This is a genomic window from Mucilaginibacter flavus (assembly GCF_030409315.1).
GTDB classification, from domain to species: domain Bacteria; phylum Bacteroidota; class Bacteroidia; order Sphingobacteriales; family Sphingobacteriaceae; genus Mucilaginibacter; species Mucilaginibacter flavus.
Genome location: NZ_JAUFPS010000032.1, coordinates 115,659 through 135,332, shown reverse-complemented (window position 1 = coordinate 135,332; position 19,674 = coordinate 115,659). Strand labels below are relative to the sequence as shown.

Here is a 19,674-nt window from a genome sequence, read left to right as displayed (position 1 = left end):
ACTTACTCGGATTATTAGTCATTGGTCATCAGTCATTGGTGGCTCGTTTTGTCGATGAGTCTTAAGTGAGTCATTAATCATTGGTGGCTATTTTTTTGCCGATGAACTTTATATAGGCATTGAGCTTTAGGTGAATGGTTTCGAGTTGATTCATCAAAGAGTCGTGTTGATCTTCGTCGATAAGATTCCGAATTTTTGCTTTTGTGAGCCAAGCCTTAGTTTCTAAAATAGATCCCCTGCTGAAATAGCAGAAATTTTTGTTTTCCTTATAGTGAAATCGTCCAAATCCTTCAGCAATATTTGCGCCTATTGAATCGGCCGACCTCACTATCTGTTTACCAATGGTATCCTTCGCAAAATAATCCCATTTAATAACAATGGCCCATATTTTCTCGCCAAACTCTTGCGATAAACTATAAATTTCCAAATCCTCTAAACGATTACCCATCTTACCAAATTATACTAATGACCAATGACTATTGACCAATGACCGATTAATCATTACGTATAACCTTCTTAAACGCCTCCTCGGTTTCTGCCGCTTTCTGCGGATCGCCAAGGTAGCTCCATCTTAGGCCTACCACGTATTTGTATAGTGCCTGGTTAATTTGTTCGGTGGTTACTTTTTCAATTTCTTTGGGGAAATCTTCGGCAATTTGCCAGCCGCCTAAAACTTCGGATAGGCCCAGGCTGCCGGTTATGGATGCCGTACTTTGTTGTTTGATGTAGTTATTGGTTATGAAACTGGCTTTAATATGCTGCAAGCCTTCTGGACTTAAGCCATAACCCAATACCTTTTTTACTTCCCTGTTCATGGCCAACACTGCCTCTTTAGGGTTAGTGGTACTCACATACATAACACCATATGGCATTTGCTGCATTACAGAAAATGTACCCGGATCATAAGAAAGGTTTAACCTGGTACGGATCTCACTAAACAACGAACCTCCCAATGCCGAAATACCAACCCGGTAAGGAATATAATCGGGGCTATTATAGGCAGGCGCGTTCATAATGGCATTGATGTAATTGGTTTGCAGACTGCGGTCTTCCTTAACCACTTTATAGTCGTTCCAGATAGGTTCCTGTAAGGTTACCGGGGTATAAGGCTTTGATGGCAGACCGGCAAAGGATGCCTTGATCTTGGCTATCAATTCTTCCTTAGTGATCTTACCGGCAACCACAATAAACATCCTGTTTTTATTTAGCAGGGAATAGTAGTAGGTTTTAAGTTCGGCGGCAGTAAGTTTACTCATGATCTCTTCTGTGCCGTTAGGATCGGTAGCGTATGGGGTGCCTTCAAACGCGCTTTGCAGCAATAGCTGCTCCACCCGCTTATCGGGGTTTGATTGTTCTTCCTTTATTTTGGCAACTATTTTACTGCGTAAAAGTTCAACCTCGCCGGCATCAAAAACAGGATTTACAATAGCCTCGGCAAAAAGGTCCCAACCCTGGCTAAAGTATTTAGATACACATTCCATCTGGATGTTGCCATAATCATATTCTGCTTCGGAGCCTACGTTTACGCCGTACTTGTCGGATAGATCGCGGTACATGTTGCCGTTGTATTTTTTGGTACCGCACTCGTTGGTGGCTTCCAAAGCGAAGGTTTCAATACCAGCCTGGCTTACCGGGTAATTATTTACACCGCCACGGTAATACATACGCACGTTAATGATCTCCTTAAGCGTAGGTTTAAAAATTACTTTAATGCCGTCAACATCAAAAGAAGTAGTTTCTGTTTGGGCCAGTGTAACAGTAAGGCTTGCACAGGTTAAAAGTATAGTGGTTAAAATCTTTTTCATGGGTGATAATTAGTTTGAGGCAGTAAAAAAGCTTTTGGCGTTTACCTGGGTAGCCAAATCGGGGTTGATAAGCATGCCCGCGCAGTAAGGCTTGTTTTTGATGTATTTACGCACATAGCTTTGCAAATCGGCACGGGTCATTTTATTAAGCTTAGCGTTGTAGCCGGTAAAATAATCTAACGATGCTGATGACCACCAGAAAGATAATACCTGTACAAAATCGGATGCTACCTCCTCTTCCTGCGTCTTCAGGATACCCAGTTTTCGTTTTGATGTGGCAATTTGCTCATCAGTAACATAATCGTCGCGGTCCATAATTTCTAACTGGTGTTTTACCTCGGCCATACATTCTTTGATCTTGTTGGGATTTGGCACCACAAACAGTGTTATTGGCCCAACATGACTTAAGGTTAGATAGCTAATATTTACATCCAGTGCCAGGCCCGATTGTACCAGCGCTTTTTTTAGGGTTGATGAGTTTTGGTTAAGGATATAGCTAAATACATCCGCAGCATAAGTTGATGGAATATCGTTGCGGGTATCGGGGCCTTGCCAATCAATCATAATAAAAGGCACATTGCTCAATGCACTTTCTACTACAAAATAGTCATTCTTAACAAGCGGCTTAAACTCCGGAATCGGCCATTTTTTAAACGGATCAAAACCCGATGGTTTCCAGCTGCCATAAATGGCTTCTACTTTTTTAAACACATCCTCGTGCTGCACATCGCCGGCAACAGTTAGCAACGCGTTGTTAGGATAATAGTACTTGTTTTTAATGGAATCCATTAAATCAGGTGTGGCATTGCGGATCACATCATGATCGCCAATGGCATTTTTGCGACTGTACAAATCGCCCCACATATGATGATCCATAGCATTGCTTAACGCAAAGGTCGGGCTTGATTCCTGTTGCTGAAATTCGCCATCAACAACTACATTTTCTTTAGCCATTTCCTTGCTATCAAAAGAAGGGAAACGGATAGCCGAGTTCATAAAATCCAACCCTGCGTTCAAATTGAATTTAGGCAGCGTAAAGTAGTAGTTAACGTTTTCATACGTGGTAGATCCGTTGAATTGCATCCCCAGCTCGCTCACCCTATCCAAAAAATCTTCCTGGTTTTTATAATCTTTATTGGCCTTAAAAAACATGTGCTCATACAAGTGACTAAGTCCGTTAAACTTAGGTGTTTCGGTATAGGAGCCATTTTTACAGGTGATCATGATGGTGGCCAACGGCACACTGTTATCTTCAACCACCAACACATCAAGGCCGTTGGGCAGTTTGTGTAAAAATATATTAGCGGGTAATTTGGTTTGCCCCAGCAGGAGCGTAGGTAGTAAAGCGCTGAAAAATATAAACAGGCATAATCTCTTATTCATGTACGTAAGTTTAGTGGGCTTAAAATAGTAAAACTAATTTAGGCTAAATGTATTATGGGTGTTATATATTAAAATAGTTGGAGATGAGGAAATGGAGGACAAACAGCAAAGGAAAATCGCTCTTAAAAAAACATCTCCCAACAGAAGATGTATACAAGCTGTAGATAGGTAGCCGCTATGCGGCATCTCGTGGGTGGGGTTATTTTATTTCTACAAACAGGTAGCCGCTATGCGGCAGAAAAGATGTATTGTAAAAAATCGACTATTAATTGCGGCTGGATTACCTATGTAAAACCGCCGATACCACGCTTCAAATATGCTTGCCGCATAGCGGCTACCTGTTTGTAGAAAAAAACATAAAAGATTTTAATGCACCATAGGTGCTACCTGTTATTCATTAAAGTCGGGACTTCTGATACCATTTTAATTTCAAAAATTGCTTCCTCTGACAACCAACCCATCAACCAACCTTCAATGTAAACCTCGCCTTATCGGCAGCTAACGCTTCATTTTTGATATAAAAGCTAATAGCCGGTGTATTAAACGTTGGCGTTTGCCATTGAATGTTGATGCAATTACGTTGGCCCGCAATTACAGCAAGACGACTGATAATTTCGCTACCTATGCCCCTGCCCCGGGTTTGTTCCCGTAGAAACAGGCAATCCATATACATAAATTCGGCAGCATCCCAGGTACTGAAATCAAAGGTGTAGGATGCAAAGCCTACCAATTGCCGGTTAATTTCCACTACCCAGCAATTGAGCCTTTGGGGCTGCTCAAACAAAGCGATGTGCAGTTTCTCCTTTTTACCCTCGGGACCAAAAGCTGCCTTTTCAAAATCGGCGTGCTCCTGCATCATAATTAAAAGTTCATCCAGATCGGCAGGCTGCACCGGGCGGATAGTATGATCGATGTTATTTTTCAAGCTCTTCTTTTAAGTTTTGAATAAAATCCTGCAAATACTTTTTGCCGGCGTCTTCATGCCGGATGGCGGCATAATTGGCGCGAATAAGTCCTTTAGGACCAATCTGTACAATGGCCAGCTCGGGCGAGGAAACAAACGCCTTTAACACCCATTTAGGTAAGGTCATGATGCCCATACCCGCCTTTACCATAGCCATGGCACCTTCGGTTATTGGCATGGCAATAATGTTTTGGGGCGATACCTTTTTATGCCGCAAAAAATGTTGATGAACCGTAACCGTTTCCATAGGATAAGAATGAATGATGAGCGTTTCATCTTTAAAATCCTCTTCGGTGATAAATTTTTTGGCTGCCAAATGATGACTGGCCGGCAACACGGCTACTACCTCGTCTTTAAATAACTCCACATATTTAATGCTTTTATCATCCCATGGGTCGGTGGTTATGCCAAGGTCAAGCTCGTTGTCAAGTAGTTTTTGTAAGGGATTATGGGTGCCCTCCATCATAATTTTTACCTCCAGGCTGGGGTATAAAATTTTCATGCGTACCATAAAACCTGGCAGCCAGTGATAGGTGGTCAAACACTCTGTACTTAGTCGAATAGTGCCTGCATGGCCTTCCCGCATGCTATTGATGCGTTGAGTGGCATTGTCAATTTCGGTCAATACCTTTTCGGCGGTTTCATAAAGTATGCGCCCCTCGGCGGTCAGTTCCCATTGGTTTTTGGTGCGATAAAATATTTTGGCGCCCAAACGTTCCTCAATATCCCGCAACTGGTGGCTCACTGCCGACTGGGTTAAAAACAGCTTATCTAACGACCGGGTAATCCCTTTTTCATCAGCAATAGTTTTTATTAAGCGCAGGTGCCTTGTCTCCATCAGGTAAATATACACAACGGAGCATAAACGCCATGATGAACTTTTCGCATAAGCATATGCTGTGTTTCTCATACAAAATCAACCGCTGCACGCTCTACATTTGGCATCAACATAAAACAACAAATATGAACACAGCAGCAATTAATCACTATCAAAACAAATTAGCATTTGAAATGGACCCCTCCGATTTATTCTCGGCATTAGAAGCCAAAGAGAACATCATAGCCATAGATGCCCGTAAAGACTTCGCTTTTATTAAAGAACACATTCCCGGTGCCATCAACCTCAATCACCGGGACATGAATGAGCAAACAACCGCCGGCTTTGACCGGAACGCCATTTACGTAACTTATTGCGATGGCATCGGTTGCAACGCTTCCACCAAAGGCGCGTTAAACATGGCCAAATTAGGTTTTAACGTGCGCGAGTTGATAGGCGGCATTGAATGGTGGAAATTTGACGGCTATGAAACCGAGGGGACGCATCAAACGGCGGGGTTGCAAATTCAGTGCGCTTGTTGATGGGAAACATCGAAACGCAACACTTAAACTTATAAACCGTATAATTTGCAATAGACTCTGTATGCAGGCGACGACTCACCCGGTCTACGCTTCGCTGGACCTGCCCTCTCTCCGGCAAGCCGCAAAGAGGGTAAAAAACCTTTCTAAGCCCCTCTATGCGACGCAGTCGGAGAGAGGGGCAGACGGGCGCAGCCTCGTCGGGGTGAGTCGTCCCTCGCTTTTTACAACATACCCTCCTCACCATTTTGTTACCGGCTCCTAAAAAAGTTATTGTTACTTTCGCAGTTCAATATCGCTGCAAACTATGTCGGTACTTGTACTTACGCTTATTATACTTGTAGGCTCCTATTTTGCCGGCTTATTAGGCTCGCTAACCGGTTTAGGTGGCGGGGTAGTTATAATTCCCTTACTTACTTTATTATTAAAGGTAGATATCCATTATGCAATCGGGGCATCGCTGGTATCGGTTATCGCTACTTCGTCGGGTTCGGCGGCGGCTTATGTTAAAGAGGGTATTACCAACATCAGGCTGGGAATGTTTCTGGAGATAGCCACTACCGCCGGTGCTATGGTTGGCGCGCTCATTGCGGTTTATATTCCTACGCATTATATCGCTGTTTTATTTGGGGTGATCCTTATTTTATCGGCTATCATGTCGTTAAAAAAGAAAGCCGAGATCATTAACCAGGAGCACAGCGCCCTTGCAGAAAAGCTGAAACTTAACAGTACTTTTCCTACCAATAATGGCTCGGTTGCATACAAGGTAAAAAATGTAGTTGGCGGCTTTTTTATGATGATGTTTGCCGGTACTATATCGGGGTTGCTGGGCATAGGTTCGGGCGCTTTAAAGGTTCTGGCTATGGATACCATTATGCGCATCCCTTTTAAAGTATCAACCACCACCAGTAATTTTATGATAGGCGTTACCGCTGCCGCAAGCGCAGTGGTTTACCTGCAACGTGGCTATATCGATCCGGGGCTTTCCATGCCGGTGGCTATTGGTGTTTTATTAGGCGCTTTAAGCGGCTCGAAAATATTGGTACATACCAGTTCGTCGGGTTGGTTACGGTGGGTATTTGCTGTGGTGGTTACGTTTTTAGCTTCGCAGATGATCTATAACGGATTTACGGGGAAGATATAATTGTTCGGTATTGTTCATTGGTTCATTAGTTCAGTTGTTCATTGGTCTTTTATGATGGATAACTTGCTATAAAACAATAGGAAATGAGTAAAATATATTTGGTTTTAGTTGTTGTTTTGGTTGGGGCGATAAACGCTTCCTTCGCGCAGCAATCAAAATCGCCAAAGCGGGAGTTTAGGGGCGTGTGGGTGGCATCTGTAGAAAATATCGACTGGCCTACCAAGCCCGGCGAAAGCACCGATCAGCAAAAAAAAGAATTAATTGATTTATTGGATGCTCATCACGCGGCAGGCATCAATGCCATCATGCTGCAAATTCGCCCGGCGGCAGATGCCTTTTATGCCAAAAGCCGCGAGCCGTGGTCAAAATGGCTTACGGGCAAACAGGGCTTGGCTCCCGATCCGATGTATGATCCCCTGGAGTTTGCCATACAGGAAGCCCATAAACGCGGTATGGAATTGCATGCCTGGTTTAACCCTTATCGTGCTACCAAGGATAATGATTACGCCAGTTTGAGTCCGCACCATATTACCAATATTCACCCTGAATGGTTTTTTGAATACGGCGGTCAAAAACTATTCAATCCCGGTTTGCCCGAAGTGCAGGAATATATCATCCGGGTAGTTTTAGATGTAGTTGATAATTATGATATCGACGGCGTACACATGGACGATTATTTTTATCCATACCACGTAGCGGGGCAGCAATTGAGTGATCAGCTTACTTATGCCAAATACGGCGCGGGTTTTAGTGACATTAAAGACTGGCGACGGGATAATGTTAACCGCTTGGTTAAAGCCCTGGGCGATAGCATCCATGCCCATAACCCTCGTTTAAAATATGGGATGAGCCCCTTTTCTATCTGGGCAAATAAATACCAAAATCCTGAAGGCTCTGACACCCATGGCGGCGATTCTTATTACGAACTCTACGCCGATTCGCGTAAATGGGTGCAGGAGGGTTGGGTTGATTATATTAACCCGCAACTTTACCGTCCGTTAAATGACAAGCTGGTAGCTTTTAATATAATGATTGATTGGTGGGCCAACCAGGTTAATAACCGGCACATATACATAGGCCAGGCCCCTTACCGTATTATTGAAAACAAGCTGCCCGCCTTTAGGCAACCTGCCGAGTTACCCAACGAAATTAAATACCTGCGCAACAACGCCAGGATACAGGGCAGCGTGTATTTCAGTTCCAAATCGCTCACTGCTAACCCGCTCGGCTTTACAGATTCATTAAAAAATAACTATTACCACTACCCTGCCCTGCCGCCGGTAATGCTTTGGCTGGATTCTGTTGCGCCCATGCCGCCGGTAAATTTAACCGCCAGTACCGGCCCTACCGGTATCAACCTAAAATGGCAGCAGCCAGCAATGGCTAAAGATAGCGAGGCTGTTTACGGCTATCTGATTTACCGGTTTGACGAAAATACCAGGATCAATACAGATGACCCAAAAAATATTTTAAGCATCAGGTATGATGATGCTATCGAATACGAAGATAAAACCGCGCAAAACGGCAAATCTTATATTTACGTTGTTACCGCTATTGACAGGCTAAAAAATGAAAGCGACCGCTCAAATTCCGTACTTATAAAGGCATCTGTAACAGACAAGCCCAATGAACAAGTGAACCAATGAACCAAACGCAATGAACAATAAATTTAAAGATACCGATATGCAGGCCGTAATAGGCTGGATACTACGTGCCGGGGTTTTAATATCCATGAGCGTGGTATTTATTGGAGGGGCGCTTTACCTGTACAGGCATGGCCAAAGCCATGTTGATTACAGCACTTTCAAAGGCGTACCCGATTTTGTGCACAGCGCGGGCGGCATCATCAACGGTATTTTTACAGGGCGTGGCCGGGCCATTATACAAGCGGGCATTATATTGCTGATAGCTACACCTATCATCCGGGTGGTGTTTTCGGCCATAGGCTTTGTATTGGAGAAAGACTACCTGTACCTGGGCATCACTATATTGGTATTGTTTATTATTATGGCCAGCATGCTTAGCGGGCATGCCGGATAAACCTATTTAAAACCTTTTTACAATATTTTACATTATAATATTATGAAACCATAATATTATGCAAAGGCAAGCTGTAACCTCATCAGCATTACATAGCGCCGGCTATGATGCACCTAACAAAATTCTTGAACTTGAATTTAGCGAAAGCGGTAGTGTATGGCAGTATTTTGGCTTCTCCCGCTCGTCATTCAAAAAGTTTATGAGCGCCGAATCTTTAGGGAATTTCTTTACAACACGTATCAAAGGCAAATACCCCGAACTACAGATAAAATAAGCCTAATTACCGTTGGTACGGCGCTGTTCGTCTGCACTACCGGTATCGTGTTTAGCTGCCGATTTCACGCTTGATTTCCCAAAACGATAATTAAAGCCAAGCCTGAAAACCCGGGTTTCTTTTTTATCAACCCCATACAAATTTATATTTTGATAAAGAGCGCTGTAACGATCACGCTGGGTATTAAAAATATCGTTAACGCTCAATTTAATACTACCCCGTTTATTGAGTATTTGCTTGCTGATGCCCGCGTTAGCCCAATAAGTTTGCTTTAACTGACTAACTCCATAAACTGTTGGCGATTCGTATTGGCCAGAAACTTCGGCAGAAACTGTGCTGCTAATGGCAAAGTTTTGGGTACTGTTAAAAGTAATGTATTGCGAAGCTTTATCGTAATTACCATTAACCGGGTATGCCTTATACCGCAAATGAGCCACATCTAAATTGAAATTTGCCGACCACCATTTGGTAATCTGTACCGGCACATAAAATGAAATCCCTATAATATAAATACGCCCAAAGTTTTTACGCTCGGTAATGTTAACCTTGGTGGTATCATTTTGCCGGTAAATAGGGAAATCGTACGCGTTATTGGTTTGGTTATAGTAAACCGTTGTTATATAAGTTTCATTATAGGTATGCGATAACTGCAATGCGTTAGTATACTCGGGTTTCAGATCTTTATTGCCCGAACGATAATCATAAGGATCGGTATAGTATAAAAACGGGTTAATATCCTGGTAAGTAGGGCGGTTTATGCCCCTGTTATAGCTTAAGGTAAACAAATTCTTTTCGGTATAAGTATAACTCAACTGCGCCTGCGGGAAAAGGTTAAAATAGCTTTTGGTACTGGCATCGCCGCCGGCATCTTGCATTGATATCGTGGTACCTGTCGATTTGGTATTTTCCCCTCTTAAACCAGCTGTAATATCCCATTTACCGGTTTTTTTATAGTAATTGATATAACCCGATGTTACTACCTCCTTGTATAAAAAGCGGTTGCTAAAATTAGGGTCAATCCGGTATACATTGTTTTCTTTGGGGCCAAATATCAGGTTGTTATCGCTTTGGGCATGGTTGTATTTAAAACCTGCGTCAAAGCGCGAATCCTTGCCAAGCGGATTAACATAATCTATTTTAGATGTCCATACATGAATATCAGATGGCGATAGATTTTCTAACTGTTGTGCGCCCCGGTAGTTGCTGCCATCGGGCGTAAAAAAGTTATTGGTAATATACTCGTCAGAGTGGCGGTTATAGGTAGAATAATTTAAATCAGCCGCTATGGTTTTACCGCTTTTATCAAGCGTAGCATTATAATTAAGGTTATAATTTAAAAAGCTGCTTTTTCTGTTAAGTACAGACCGGGCCACAATAATCGAATCGAGTTTGTTTTGATTGGTAATGTTTAGCGTATTATCCTTTACAATATCATCAGCCCTAATAATGCCACTTACCAAAAAACCAATGGTTTGTTTGGGCGACAAAGCATAATCAAGCCCTACCTTAAAATTATGATTTTGAGTTTTTTGAATATTATTATAGCCAACATCGTAATTACTTAAGGTATCGTTATATTTTATGGCCCGGTTATTTACAATATTGCGATAGGTTTTATTATCGTCATAAGTATAGTTACCAAAAATATTAAGCTTATTTGTGCGGTTATTAAAAATGATACCCGCACGCCCTTTAGCGTATTTGCCCATGCCCGCGCCGGCAGTAAATGTACCGTTGGTACCAATATTTTTGCCTTTCTTTAGCACAATGTTAATAATACCGCCACCCGATGCATCATACTTTGCCGATCCGCTGCTGATAATTTCAATCTGATCTATGGTACTGCTTTGCATGCTGCGCAGCATGGCGTTCAAGTCATCGCCGGTAAGGTTGGTTGCTTTGCCATCTATAGTGATGAGCGCGGGTTGCCTGCCGGTAATAACCAGTGTTTCCCTATCACCTCCCACGTGTACTCCCGGCGATTGACGCAGCACTTCATACGCCGAATTGCCATCGGCCAGGATACTGTTTTGCACATTTAGTATTACTTTACCCGGTTTTACCTGTATATATGGCTTACGTGCTACAACGGTAACATCTTTTAACTGGGTACTAACTTGTTTTAAGGTAATATTGGGAACCGCGAAGGTTTCTCCGGCGGTTAAGCTATAAGGCCCGGCGTAAATTTTGCCACTGCCAATTTGGGTAACTAAAAGCAAATAACTGCCCGCCCTTAAGTTGGTAAACAGGTAGCCTCCGTTTTTGTCGGCAAGGGCCGATTTGATGATGGCCGAGTCGGCAGCTTGCATCAATACAATAGTAGCCGCGTCTGCGGGGCCATTGTTATCCATCAAAACTTTACCCTGTATAGCCGAAGGTTTCGTTTGAGCAAAAGAAATACAACACACGCCAATTAGGAGTGCACAAAAAATGCTTCCGAATAAAACCTTCATTAATAGCTGATGTAGAAATTTTCTATATTCTTAATTCTTAAAATGTAACGCAATTTAACACAAAATATTAAACTAATAATATACTTATAATTTATTTTTTACGATATATTAATAATAAAATTATGATACCACACCAATTACTCATGCATTGAGGTGGTGGTTTTAACCGACGTTGCTTTTGAAGCAAAATATATTGTAAATCAATTAAAATGAAACACATCTGTTTTTTATTAATTTCGCATCAAACAGGCATTACCTTTTTGGATACCATAGAATGAAGAAAATTAGTTTTTTAGTATTGATTATATGTTTGGCAACGCGGGTTTTTGCACAAACAGAGCCCGCTAATTACAAAGTAGCGTTAAACAGGTTTATTCGTTTTTATAACACTAACAAACCCGATAGCATATCTGCCCAATTTAGCCCCGAAATGAAAACGGCCCTGCCTGCCGATCAGTTTAAAAGCACTACTACGCAATTAAAAACCCAATTGGGCGATTTGTCATCAACCGAATTTGTTAAGCTTGAGGGCACGGTGGCCCAATATAAAGCCACGTTTAAAAACGCGGTGTTTTTATTAAATATTGGTTTAAATGCAAAAAATGAATATACCGGTTTACTTTTAAAACCATATGAGGCTACTGCCGCAGCGCCCTCCACTCCTGCCGAAGCTACTTTTGCAATGGATGCTTCAATCGCAGAAACACCTGTAACGGTAAAAAACCTGGCGGGCTCTATCTCGGGCACGTTAGCCATGCCTAAAAATGCAACCGGCAAAGTTCCCGTAGTGATTATTATTGCCGATTCGGGCCCGGTAGACAGGGACGGTAATAGCGCTAAACATGGCCTGAATGGCAATACCTATAAAATGATAGCCAACGAACTTGGCAAAAACGGCATTGCCTCCCTGCGTTATGATAAACGCCTTGTTGGCCAAAGTGTAAGCTCGACCACCGAAACGCAATTAAGGTTTGAAGATTATGTGGAAGACGCGGTTAACCTCATTAATTTTTTGACCGACGATCAACGCTTTTCACGCATCATTATCTTCGGCCACGGCGAAGGCTCTTTAGTTGGCATCCTGTCTTCGATAGATCAACCGGTTAAAGGTTTTATTTCGGCCGAGGGCGCTGGTGATTCAGCCGATAATATCCTTACCGAGCAAATGAAATCGCAACCTACCCATATTTCTGAAGGATTCAAAAGAATGCTGGATAGCTTGAAAAAAGGGAAAACCACCGATAATATTGACCCATCGCTTTATTTTATAGCAAGACCGGGCATTCAAAAATACCTGATGTCGTGGTTTAGGTATAACCCTACCAGGGTCATCAGGCAAATAAAAATCCCAATACTAATTGTACACGGTACTACCGATTTGCAAGTAAAAGTTACCGATGCCGAAAAACTAAAGAAAGCAAAATCTGATGCTACGCTGGAGATTATCCCCGAAATGAACCATATTTTGAAGGAGGCTCCCGCAGATAAAGATAAAAACCTGGCTACAGACAGTGATCCAAACCTGCCGCTAAAACCCGAGTTTGTAAAGGCGTTGATTACGTTTGTAAAGCATGTGAGGTAAAAGCACAAGCCCCACCCAATTTCTTTAAGTTAAGGATTTAATGTTGATTTTAATATCGAACACCGAATGTCCAATATCGAATAATGAAGTAAAACACTTCGGTATTGGACATTCTAAATTCATTATTCGATATTATTTCTAATTACAATTTCTTGTTCCCACTTTGGGGGGTAGGGGGCTTCACCACGCCCCTATCAACCTCCTGATCACGATGATCTCGGCCACGTGGTAAGCCATATGATCTGCGGCCTGCAAAGCTTCGCGGAGCAGGGTTTGCCCATCCCCGTGCGGAATTTTACTGTACAAGTCGCCGGTTTTTACCAGGCCCACAAACTCATCCAGGTCTTTATTTATCTGCTCAACCGATTTTTCCCAGGCTTCATCGCTCCCGGGTTCAGTTTCTTTTGGCCAGTAATCATCCGGCCATTGGGGCGATTCGTGGTTTCCATCTTTGCTAAACTCCAGCATATCCCATTGAGCAATCCTGATGTGCTCAACCAGCTGCCAAATGCTGTAAGGTAGCTTATCGGGCCTGGCGCCGCGCAGGTTTTTAGGTAGCCCGGCTAAAGCTTTATCTATATGGGCATGCGCGTTGCCACCTTGCAGCAAATGCACTACCTCGTCGGTTAGTATTTTATGTTCGTTTGTCATGGTATCTAAAGTAACAAATTAGCTTAGGGTTTGATTTATTCAACTTAAATGTTTTAAGTTTATGCGGCATTTAAAATCCGATTATACCGTGGTAAAAAATATATACTTCAAAATAACCTTAGCTAATATCCTGTTCATTATAGCTTTAATTGGTTGTAAAAAAGATAGCGTGGCCCGTTACCCCAATTTTGGTAAAGACGACGCGGCTTTTACCACTTATGAAAACTCGTTTTTAGATGGCTTATGGAAGCTAAATCCCGATTGGGCAACATCTGTAGGGTATCATAAATATGATAGTTTGCTATCTATCCCTAATGATCAAAGCCGCAGCAAAATGCTTGATTTTGCCAAAGTGCAGTTAGATTCGTTGAATAGGTTTGATGCCAATACCTTAAACGAAAACAACCGCATTGATTATAAAATGATGCAAAACCAGCTTGATTACGCCCAATGGCAAATTAAGCAGCTAAGATCATACGAGTGGGACCCATCATCATATAATGTGATAGGCACCTTCGCTTATATTTTAAATGAACACTATGAGCCATTGGCCAAACGCCTGCACAGCTTTTACGAACGCATGGTTAACGTACCAGCCTATTATAAGGATGCCGAAAAGCAGATCAAAAATCCGGTTGCCGAACTCACCAGCCTGGCTATTGAACAAAACCTGGGTGGTGTAGATGTAATTGAAAAAGATTTTGCCGATTCGTTAAAGAAAACAAGCATCCCCAAAGCCGAACAAAAATTAATGACCGATAGGGCCGCGTTAACGGTTAAAGCGATTAAAGATTACGCCGATTGGCTAAAAAATTTAAAGAACGATCACCCACGCAGCTTCAGATTAGGTCGCGATTTATACGAAGATAAGTTTAAATATGAAGTAGTATCGGCCAGTACCGCGCAGCAGGTTTACAACGCGGCGGTACAGCGTAAAAAATACGTACATCAGCAAATGGCTAAAATTAGCAGGCAGCTGTGGTCAAAATATTTTGGCACCAAAGCCGCTCCTGCCGATTCTTTGCAGATGATAAGCCAGATGATAGATACCCTATCATCAAACCACGTAAAGCCTGATGAGTTCCAGTCGGCTATTGTGCAGTTGATTCCAAAGCTCAACAACTTTGTAAAAACTAAAGATCTTTTAACGCTTGATCCTACTAAACCATTAATCATTCGTAAAGAACCGGGTTACATGGCGGGTGTAGCGGGTGCATCCATGAGTGGCCCCGGCCCTTATGATAAGGACGGTAACTCTTACTATAACGTAGGCAGTCTATCAGGCTGGCCCAAAGAAAAAGCCGAGAGTTATTTAAGAGAGTACAATCAATACATTATACAGATTTTGAGCATCCATGAGGCCGTTCCCGGTCATTATGTACAGGGTGTTTATGCTAACAAAGCGCCAAGTATTATCAAAGCTGTATTTGCCAATGGCGCGATGCAGGAAGGTTGGGCTGTTTATACCGAGCAGATGATGCTGGATGCCGGCTACGGTAACAACGAACCCGAAATGCTGCTGATGTGGTATAAGTGGAACTTACGATCTGTTTGTAATGCTATTTTGGATTACAGTGTACATAGCGGCAGCATGACTAAGGATCAGGCTATAAAAATGCTCACTACCGAAGCTTTCCAGCAACAGGCCGAAGCCGATGGCAAATGGAAAAGAGTTAGTGTAAGCAGCGTTCAATTAACCAGCTACTACACCGGCTACAAAGAGATTATGGATCTGCGCGATGCCTACAAAGAAAAACAGGTTGATAAATACAGGCTTAAAGAATTTAACGAGAAGTTTTTAAGTTACGGCAGCGCCCCGGTTAAATTCATTAAAGAAGCCATGTTGGCAAAACCGCCAACTAAGAAAGACTAAAAAATAAAAATGAGTCATACAGGACTGACGCTTCTTATGTACCTCAAATAGTTTTGTAAAATCACTTTAAACAAACCCCTGAGAAGCTTTAAAATAGTTAAAGCTGTATAAGTCCGTTAGAAAAGAATTTAACCTCACAAAAAGATAGCCCATGACCAACAGAACACCATGGACTATGAAACCATGCGCCATTAGCCATGAACTATCAATATCCTTTTATAACTTAACTTGCTTTTAAGATTTGTAATAACTTTTGATCTGACGCTCCAATTGGGCCTTTACACTGGGTGCAAGCTTGCCCTGGCAGCAGGTAACACTGCTGTTTTTATCAAAATTAACTTCTGCAATAACTTTACCCTGGTCAACCACGCGGAACCTTCCTGCTTCATTGGGTAAAACAGCTACAACGCGCTCATCATTTTTAAAATTGATCAACACGTGAAACTGATGCTGTGGTATAAATGCTATTTGCTGTAACATAAAACCCTCCTTTCGGTTATTAAATTGACTGAATTTATAAAGAGCCGTTGATTACTATAAAGTTAACGAAATTAGTTTTAAATAATTGTTATGTTTCGGCGCATTTTTTAGTTAAAATATTATAATATCTTAGCTAATCACACCTCAAAATATATGAAACACGCGTTTCTTCTTTTTTTATCATTTACGGCAGCTATTACCAGCCATGCGCAGAAGCTAAAACTGGCCTTGCATTTAACCAGGGGCAATACTTATAATATGGTCAACACCACAACATCGGCCATAAAACAAACTATAAACGGGCAGGTAAATAATATCAATGTAACCTTATCGGGCACTAACTCTTTTAAAGTGCTTAGTGCCGATGATTCTTTATACTATATGGAGGTTACCTACAAAAACGTGAGCATGAAAATGGATTTGCCTACCGGCTCAGTTACTTTTGATTCGCGCAAAAAAGACTCTACAGATGTAATGTCATCTATTTTAGGTGGGATGATAGATCAGCCTTTTACGGCTACGTTTACAAAAAGCGGTAAAATCCGTTCAATAGGCAATCTCGAAAACATGATATCATCGGTGCTTGATGGTTTCCGGCAGATCCAGGGCGTTCAAAAAGAGCAGATCAAAGCCCGGTTTATACAATCGTTTGGCTCGCAGGCTATCAAAGGAAGTATTGAAATGTCAACCGCTGTGCTTCCCGAAACATCTGTCGCCAAAAATGATAAATGGACTGTTCGCACCTATTTGCAAACTACCATGAAAGCCGATGTGGAAACGGTTTACCAACTGGTAAACGTTACACCAACCAGCTATTTAATCCACGGCGAAGGCACGATAATAACTAATCCGAAGGAACCGGGCGCATCGCCCATGAATTATGACATGAAAGGCACCATAGTATCAGATATTAAGGTAGATAAAGCAACAGGCTGGATAACCCAATCAATAACCAAACAAAACATCAACGGTACTGTAGCCATAAAAGATAATCCTGATACACCGGGTGGGATCACCTTCCCGATGAGTATGATTGCCGAAACGGTTATTACCGACAAATAATTCGTTCACTGGTTCATTAATTCATTGGTGTCCCTTTGATAACTTCATGCGGAAAGTTTTTAGCGCAAAGTCTGAGAAATTAATGGTACCTCTATTGAAGTTTTTTTCAAACGCAAAAGCCCAATGAACTAATGAACCAGTGAACTAATAAACCAAATTATTACCTTCGTATCATGTCAGCCGCCGAAGCCCAACAACAGATACAGGAGTTATCCGCCGAGTTAAAACAGCACAACTATAACTACTATGTGCTGGCTATGCCTACCATTGCCGATTTTGATTTTGATCAGAAACTGGAGCAGTTAAACCAGTTGGAAAAAGAGTTTCCGGAATTTGCCGACGCCGATTCGCCAACTAAGCGGGTAGGTGGTTTTATTACCAAGGAGTTTGTTACTGTAAAACACCGCTGGCCAATGCTATCCTTAGGAAACACCTATAATGAGCAGGAATTGGTGGAGTTTGATCAGCGCATACGCAAAGCCATAGGCGATAATTTTGAATACGTATGCGAGCTTAAGTTTGATGGCTTAAGCATGAGCCTTACTTATGAGCATGGCAAACTGGTACGCGGCGTAACCCGTGGTGATGGCACCCAGGGCGATGAGGTAACCACCAACGTGCGTACTATTCACAGCATCCCCAAAAAACTGGATAAAGGCGATTACCCCGACCTGTTTGAAATTCGTGGCGAGGTTTTTATGCACCTGAAAGCCTTTGAGCGACTGAATAAAGAACGTACAGATAACGGCGAAGTGGCTTATGCCAATCCCCGCAATTTCGCATCAGGTACCATGAAATTGCAGGATTCGGCAGAAGTAGCCCGCCGGCCGCTTGATTGCTTCCTTTACGGTTTATATACCGAAAAAACACTTTTTAAAACCCACTGGGAAAGTTTGGAGGCTGTAAAGGGCTGGGGCTTTCATGTAGACGATCATAGCCGTTTATGCAGCGATATTAATGGCGTGCTTGATTTTATTAACCATTGGGATAAAGAGCGTTTTAACCTTAGCTATGATATTGATGGCATTGTTATTAAGGTAAACAACTACTCGCAGCAGCAGGAGTTGGGCTTTACCTCTAAATCGCCCCGCTGGGCTATATCTTATAAATTTAAAGCTGAACGTGTTGAAACCGAACTGCTGCAGGTAAGCTACCAGGTTGGGCGCACAGGAGCTGTTACACCCGTTGCCAACTTAAAGCCTGTTTTATTGGCCGGTACAACCGTAAAGCGCGCCACGCTTCACAACGCCGATGAAATTACCGAACGCCTGAAACTGCACGAGCACGATACCGTGTATGTTGAAAAAGGCGGCGAGATCATTCCAAAAATCATCAGCGTAAATTTAGATAAGCGTGTGCCCGGCGCAAAGGCCATTGAATATATTACCCATTGCCCCGCCTGTGATACCGCGCTGTTACGTAACGAAGGCGAAGCTGCCTGGTATTGCCCTAACGACGAGGGTTGCCCGCCACAAATTATGGGTAAAATGCAGCACTTTATAGGCCGCAAAGCCATGAATATTGATGGCCTGGGCGATGAAACCATCGATACCTTATACTCCCGTGGTTTTGTTAAACACATCAGCGATTTGTATCGGTTACATGAACACAGTGCCGAGTTAAAACAGATGGGCCGCTTTGGCGAAAAATCCATCAATAACATGTTGGATGGTATCGAAAAATCAAAACAGATGCCTTTTGAAAAAGTGCTGTTTGGTATGGGCATCCGTTACATAGGCGAAACTGTAGCCAAAAAACTGGTGGCGCATTTTAAAACGATTAATAACCTGATGGCCGCGTCGCTTGAAGAACTTACAGCAGCCGACGAGATAGGCGGCCGCATTGCACAAAGTATTATAGATTATTTTGCAGATGAAAGTCATAAAGAGGAGATTGAAAAACTAAAAAGCCATGGACTGCAATTTATTGCCGAAGAAAAGGAAGTGACCTTAGCCAGTAACAAACTGGCCGGGCAAAGTTTTATCATATCTGGCGTATTTGAAACCTTCTCGCGCGATGAGCTGAAAGATATCATTGAACAAAATGGAGGTAAAATATTAAGCAGCATCTCTGCTAAATTAAGCTATGTTGTGGCTGGTGATAATATGGGGCCGGCCAAGCTTGAGAAGGCGCAAAAACTAAACATTCCTATTATTAGCGATAAAGAACTACTGGATTTAATAATTTAAACCAGGCTGCTAAACTATATATTTTTTTGATTTAAGCTAAAACCGCGACTATCAAAAAAACGTATGTATATGCAACAATAGTTATCAAACTATAAAACAGTTTCAAAGCTAATTTTATCAATATGGCCAACTTTGTTACAATACAGGAAAATATTTTTTGCGAACCATGTAAGGATTGCGGCGCGAGGCCTGTCATTGAACAAATAAAGGGCAATTTTATGGTAAGGTGCCCCAAAAGCAGCAGCCACTACCAAACTAAACCCGGCCTTGTTGATATTAATGACTGGAATCTTAAAAATAAGATACACCTTTCGTTGGGCACCAATGATACCAAATCATCAAAAGAAGCCTCTTAATTTCACACAATTTAACAATTGATTGTTGTAACATTTAGTAAATAAGCGCCATCTTAGCTTAA

18 protein-coding genes are annotated in these 19,674 nt (G+C 42.2%); 10 read left to right on the top strand and 8 right to left on the bottom strand.

The features are described 5' to 3' along the window. Positions 1–73: 73 nt before the first annotated feature. The 5 genes from QWZ17_RS15155 to QWZ17_RS15135 form a co-directional block, all read right to left on the bottom strand. Positions 74–448: a four helix bundle protein gene (locus QWZ17_RS15155; RefSeq protein WP_290306103.1), complete on the bottom strand. Its 375-nt coding sequence runs from the start codon at positions 446–448 to the stop codon at positions 74–76. A 46-nt stretch (positions 449–494) separates the two neighbouring features. Continuing rightward, complete coding sequence (locus QWZ17_RS15150) at positions 495–1,805, bottom strand: M16 family metallopeptidase (RefSeq protein ID WP_290306102.1); 1,311 nt, start codon at positions 1,803–1,805, stop codon at positions 495–497. Positions 1,806–1,814: 9 nt separating this feature from the next. Further along, positions 1,815–3,188, bottom strand: a complete 1,374-nt coding sequence (locus QWZ17_RS15145; protein WP_290306101.1) for a M16 family metallopeptidase — start codon at positions 3,186–3,188, stop codon at positions 1,815–1,817. 460 nt (positions 3,189–3,648) lie between these two features. Beyond that, a complete protein-coding gene (locus tag QWZ17_RS15140) occupies positions 3,649–4,113 on the bottom strand; it encodes a GNAT family N-acetyltransferase (protein WP_290306100.1) in 465 nt (154 codons plus the stop codon). Then, the gene (locus QWZ17_RS15135) at positions 4,103–5,062 is read right to left on the bottom strand and encodes a LysR family transcriptional regulator (RefSeq protein ID WP_290306099.1); all 960 of its coding nucleotides are present in this window, start codon (positions 5,060–5,062) and stop codon (positions 4,103–4,105) included. The genes QWZ17_RS15140 and QWZ17_RS15135 overlap by 11 nt, the downstream gene beginning before the upstream one ends. A gap of 53 nt (positions 5,063–5,115) precedes the next feature. On the opposite strand from QWZ17_RS15135, the gene QWZ17_RS15130 reads away from it, so the two are divergent. The 5 genes from QWZ17_RS15130 (at position 5,116) to QWZ17_RS15110 (ending at position 8,966) form a co-directional block, all read left to right on the top strand. Beyond that, positions 5,116–5,511, top strand: coding sequence for a rhodanese-like domain-containing protein (locus QWZ17_RS15130; RefSeq protein WP_290306098.1), 396 nt, complete (start codon positions 5,116–5,118; stop codon positions 5,509–5,511). A gap of 304 nt (positions 5,512–5,815) precedes the next feature. Next, the gene (locus QWZ17_RS15125) at positions 5,816–6,652 is read left to right on the top strand and encodes a sulfite exporter TauE/SafE family protein (RefSeq protein ID WP_290306097.1); all 837 of its coding nucleotides are present in this window, start codon (positions 5,816–5,818) and stop codon (positions 6,650–6,652) included. Between the two features lie 83 nt (positions 6,653–6,735). After that, on the top strand, positions 6,736–8,298 hold the full coding sequence (locus QWZ17_RS15120; protein ID WP_290306096.1) for a glycoside hydrolase family 10-like protein: 1,563 nt from the start codon (positions 6,736–6,738) through the stop codon (positions 8,296–8,298). Between the two features lie 10 nt (positions 8,299–8,308). Then, positions 8,309–8,692 carry a DUF1634 domain-containing protein gene (locus QWZ17_RS15115; protein ID WP_290306095.1) on the top strand — a complete coding sequence of 128 codons (384 nt, stop codon included), beginning with the start codon at positions 8,309–8,311 and terminating at the stop codon, positions 8,690–8,692. Between the two features lie 58 nt (positions 8,693–8,750). Beyond that, positions 8,751–8,966 (top strand): KTSC domain-containing protein, encoded by a 216-nt coding sequence (locus tag QWZ17_RS15110; RefSeq protein ID WP_290306093.1) that lies wholly within the window; start codon positions 8,751–8,753, stop codon positions 8,964–8,966. Positions 8,967–8,968: 2 nt separating this feature from the next. Here QWZ17_RS15110 and QWZ17_RS15105 read toward each other — a convergent pair whose 3' ends face one another. Continuing rightward, a complete protein-coding gene (locus QWZ17_RS15105; protein WP_290306091.1) occupies positions 8,969–11,419 on the bottom strand; it encodes a TonB-dependent receptor in 2,451 nt (816 codons plus the stop codon). 274 nt (positions 11,420–11,693) lie between these two features. Here QWZ17_RS15105 and QWZ17_RS15100 point away from each other — a divergent pair, with 274 nt between their 5' ends. Next, a complete protein-coding gene (locus tag QWZ17_RS15100) occupies positions 11,694–13,001 on the top strand; it encodes a serine aminopeptidase domain-containing protein (protein WP_290306090.1) in 1,308 nt (435 codons plus the stop codon). Positions 13,002–13,181: 180 nt separating this feature from the next. On the opposite strand, the gene QWZ17_RS15095 is transcribed toward QWZ17_RS15100, so the two are convergent. Beyond that, positions 13,182–13,652, bottom strand: a complete 471-nt coding sequence (locus QWZ17_RS15095) for a DinB family protein (RefSeq protein WP_290306088.1) — start codon at positions 13,650–13,652, stop codon at positions 13,182–13,184. A 61-nt stretch (positions 13,653–13,713) separates the two neighbouring features. Between QWZ17_RS15095 and QWZ17_RS15090 the strand changes: the two genes are divergently transcribed. After that, on the top strand, positions 13,714–15,525 hold the full coding sequence (locus QWZ17_RS15090; protein WP_290306086.1) for a DUF885 domain-containing protein: 1,812 nt from the start codon (positions 13,714–13,716) through the stop codon (positions 15,523–15,525). A gap of 234 nt (positions 15,526–15,759) precedes the next feature. Here the strand turns inward: QWZ17_RS15090 and QWZ17_RS15085 are convergent, their stop codons facing one another. Further along, the gene (locus tag QWZ17_RS15085) at positions 15,760–16,005 is read right to left on the bottom strand and encodes a hypothetical protein (RefSeq protein WP_290306085.1); all 246 of its coding nucleotides are present in this window, start codon (positions 16,003–16,005) and stop codon (positions 15,760–15,762) included. A 153-nt stretch (positions 16,006–16,158) separates the two neighbouring features. Here QWZ17_RS15085 and QWZ17_RS15080 point away from each other — a divergent pair, with 153 nt between their 5' ends. The 3 genes from QWZ17_RS15080 to QWZ17_RS15070 all read left to right on the top strand — a co-directional run bounded on the left by QWZ17_RS15080 (position 16,159) and on the right by QWZ17_RS15070 (position 19,612). Then, complete coding sequence (locus tag QWZ17_RS15080) at positions 16,159–17,067, top strand: DUF6263 family protein (RefSeq protein WP_290306084.1); 909 nt, start codon at positions 16,159–16,161, stop codon at positions 17,065–17,067. 173 nt (positions 17,068–17,240) lie between these two features. Beyond that, positions 17,241–19,256, top strand: a complete 2,016-nt coding sequence (gene ligA, locus QWZ17_RS15075; RefSeq protein WP_290306083.1) for an NAD-dependent DNA ligase LigA — start codon at positions 17,241–17,243, stop codon at positions 19,254–19,256. A gap of 122 nt (positions 19,257–19,378) precedes the next feature. Continuing rightward, positions 19,379–19,612: a hypothetical protein gene (locus QWZ17_RS15070; RefSeq protein WP_290306082.1), complete on the top strand. Its 234-nt coding sequence runs from the start codon at positions 19,379–19,381 to the stop codon at positions 19,610–19,612. Positions 19,613–19,674 lie beyond the last annotated feature (62 nt).

Bases quoted from the DNA above. Each gene is read 5' to 3' on its own strand.
- QWZ17_RS15125 (WP_290306097.1), top strand. From the start codon at position 5,816: ATGTCGGTACTTGTACTTACGCTTATTATACTTGTAGGCTCCTATTTT.
- QWZ17_RS15090 (WP_290306086.1), top strand. From the start codon at position 13,714: ATGCGGCATTTAAAATCCGATTATACCGTGGTAAAAAATATATACTTC.
- QWZ17_RS15095 (WP_290306088.1), bottom strand. From the start codon at position 13,652: ATGACAAACGAACATAAAATACTAACCGACGAGGTAGTGCATTTGCTG.
- QWZ17_RS15115 (WP_290306095.1), top strand. From the start codon at position 8,309: ATGAACAATAAATTTAAAGATACCGATATGCAGGCCGTAATAGGCTGG.
- QWZ17_RS15110 (WP_290306093.1), top strand. From the start codon at position 8,751: ATGCAAAGGCAAGCTGTAACCTCATCAGCATTACATAGCGCCGGCTAT.
- QWZ17_RS15130 (WP_290306098.1), top strand. From the start codon at position 5,116: ATGAACACAGCAGCAATTAATCACTATCAAAACAAATTAGCATTTGAA.
- QWZ17_RS15155 (WP_290306103.1), bottom strand. From the start codon at position 448: ATGGGTAATCGTTTAGAGGATTTGGAAATTTATAGTTTATCGCAAGAG.
- QWZ17_RS15150 (WP_290306102.1), bottom strand. From the start codon at position 1,805: ATGAAAAAGATTTTAACCACTATACTTTTAACCTGTGCAAGCCTTACT.
- QWZ17_RS15070 (WP_290306082.1), top strand. From the start codon at position 19,379: ATGGCCAACTTTGTTACAATACAGGAAAATATTTTTTGCGAACCATGT.
- QWZ17_RS15135 (WP_290306099.1), bottom strand. From the start codon at position 5,062: ATGAGAAACACAGCATATGCTTATGCGAAAAGTTCATCATGGCGTTTA.
- ligA (WP_290306083.1), top strand. From the start codon at position 17,241: ATGTCAGCCGCCGAAGCCCAACAACAGATACAGGAGTTATCCGCCGAG.
- QWZ17_RS15145 (WP_290306101.1), bottom strand. From the start codon at position 3,188: ATGAATAAGAGATTATGCCTGTTTATATTTTTCAGCGCTTTACTACCT.
- QWZ17_RS15120 (WP_290306096.1), top strand. From the start codon at position 6,736: ATGAGTAAAATATATTTGGTTTTAGTTGTTGTTTTGGTTGGGGCGATA.
- QWZ17_RS15080 (WP_290306084.1), top strand. From the start codon at position 16,159: ATGAAACACGCGTTTCTTCTTTTTTTATCATTTACGGCAGCTATTACC.
- QWZ17_RS15085 (WP_290306085.1), bottom strand. From the start codon at position 16,005: ATGTTACAGCAAATAGCATTTATACCACAGCATCAGTTTCACGTGTTG.
- QWZ17_RS15100 (WP_290306090.1), top strand. From the start codon at position 11,694: ATGAAGAAAATTAGTTTTTTAGTATTGATTATATGTTTGGCAACGCGG.
- QWZ17_RS15105 (WP_290306091.1), bottom strand. From the start codon at position 11,419: ATGAAGGTTTTATTCGGAAGCATTTTTTGTGCACTCCTAATTGGCGTG.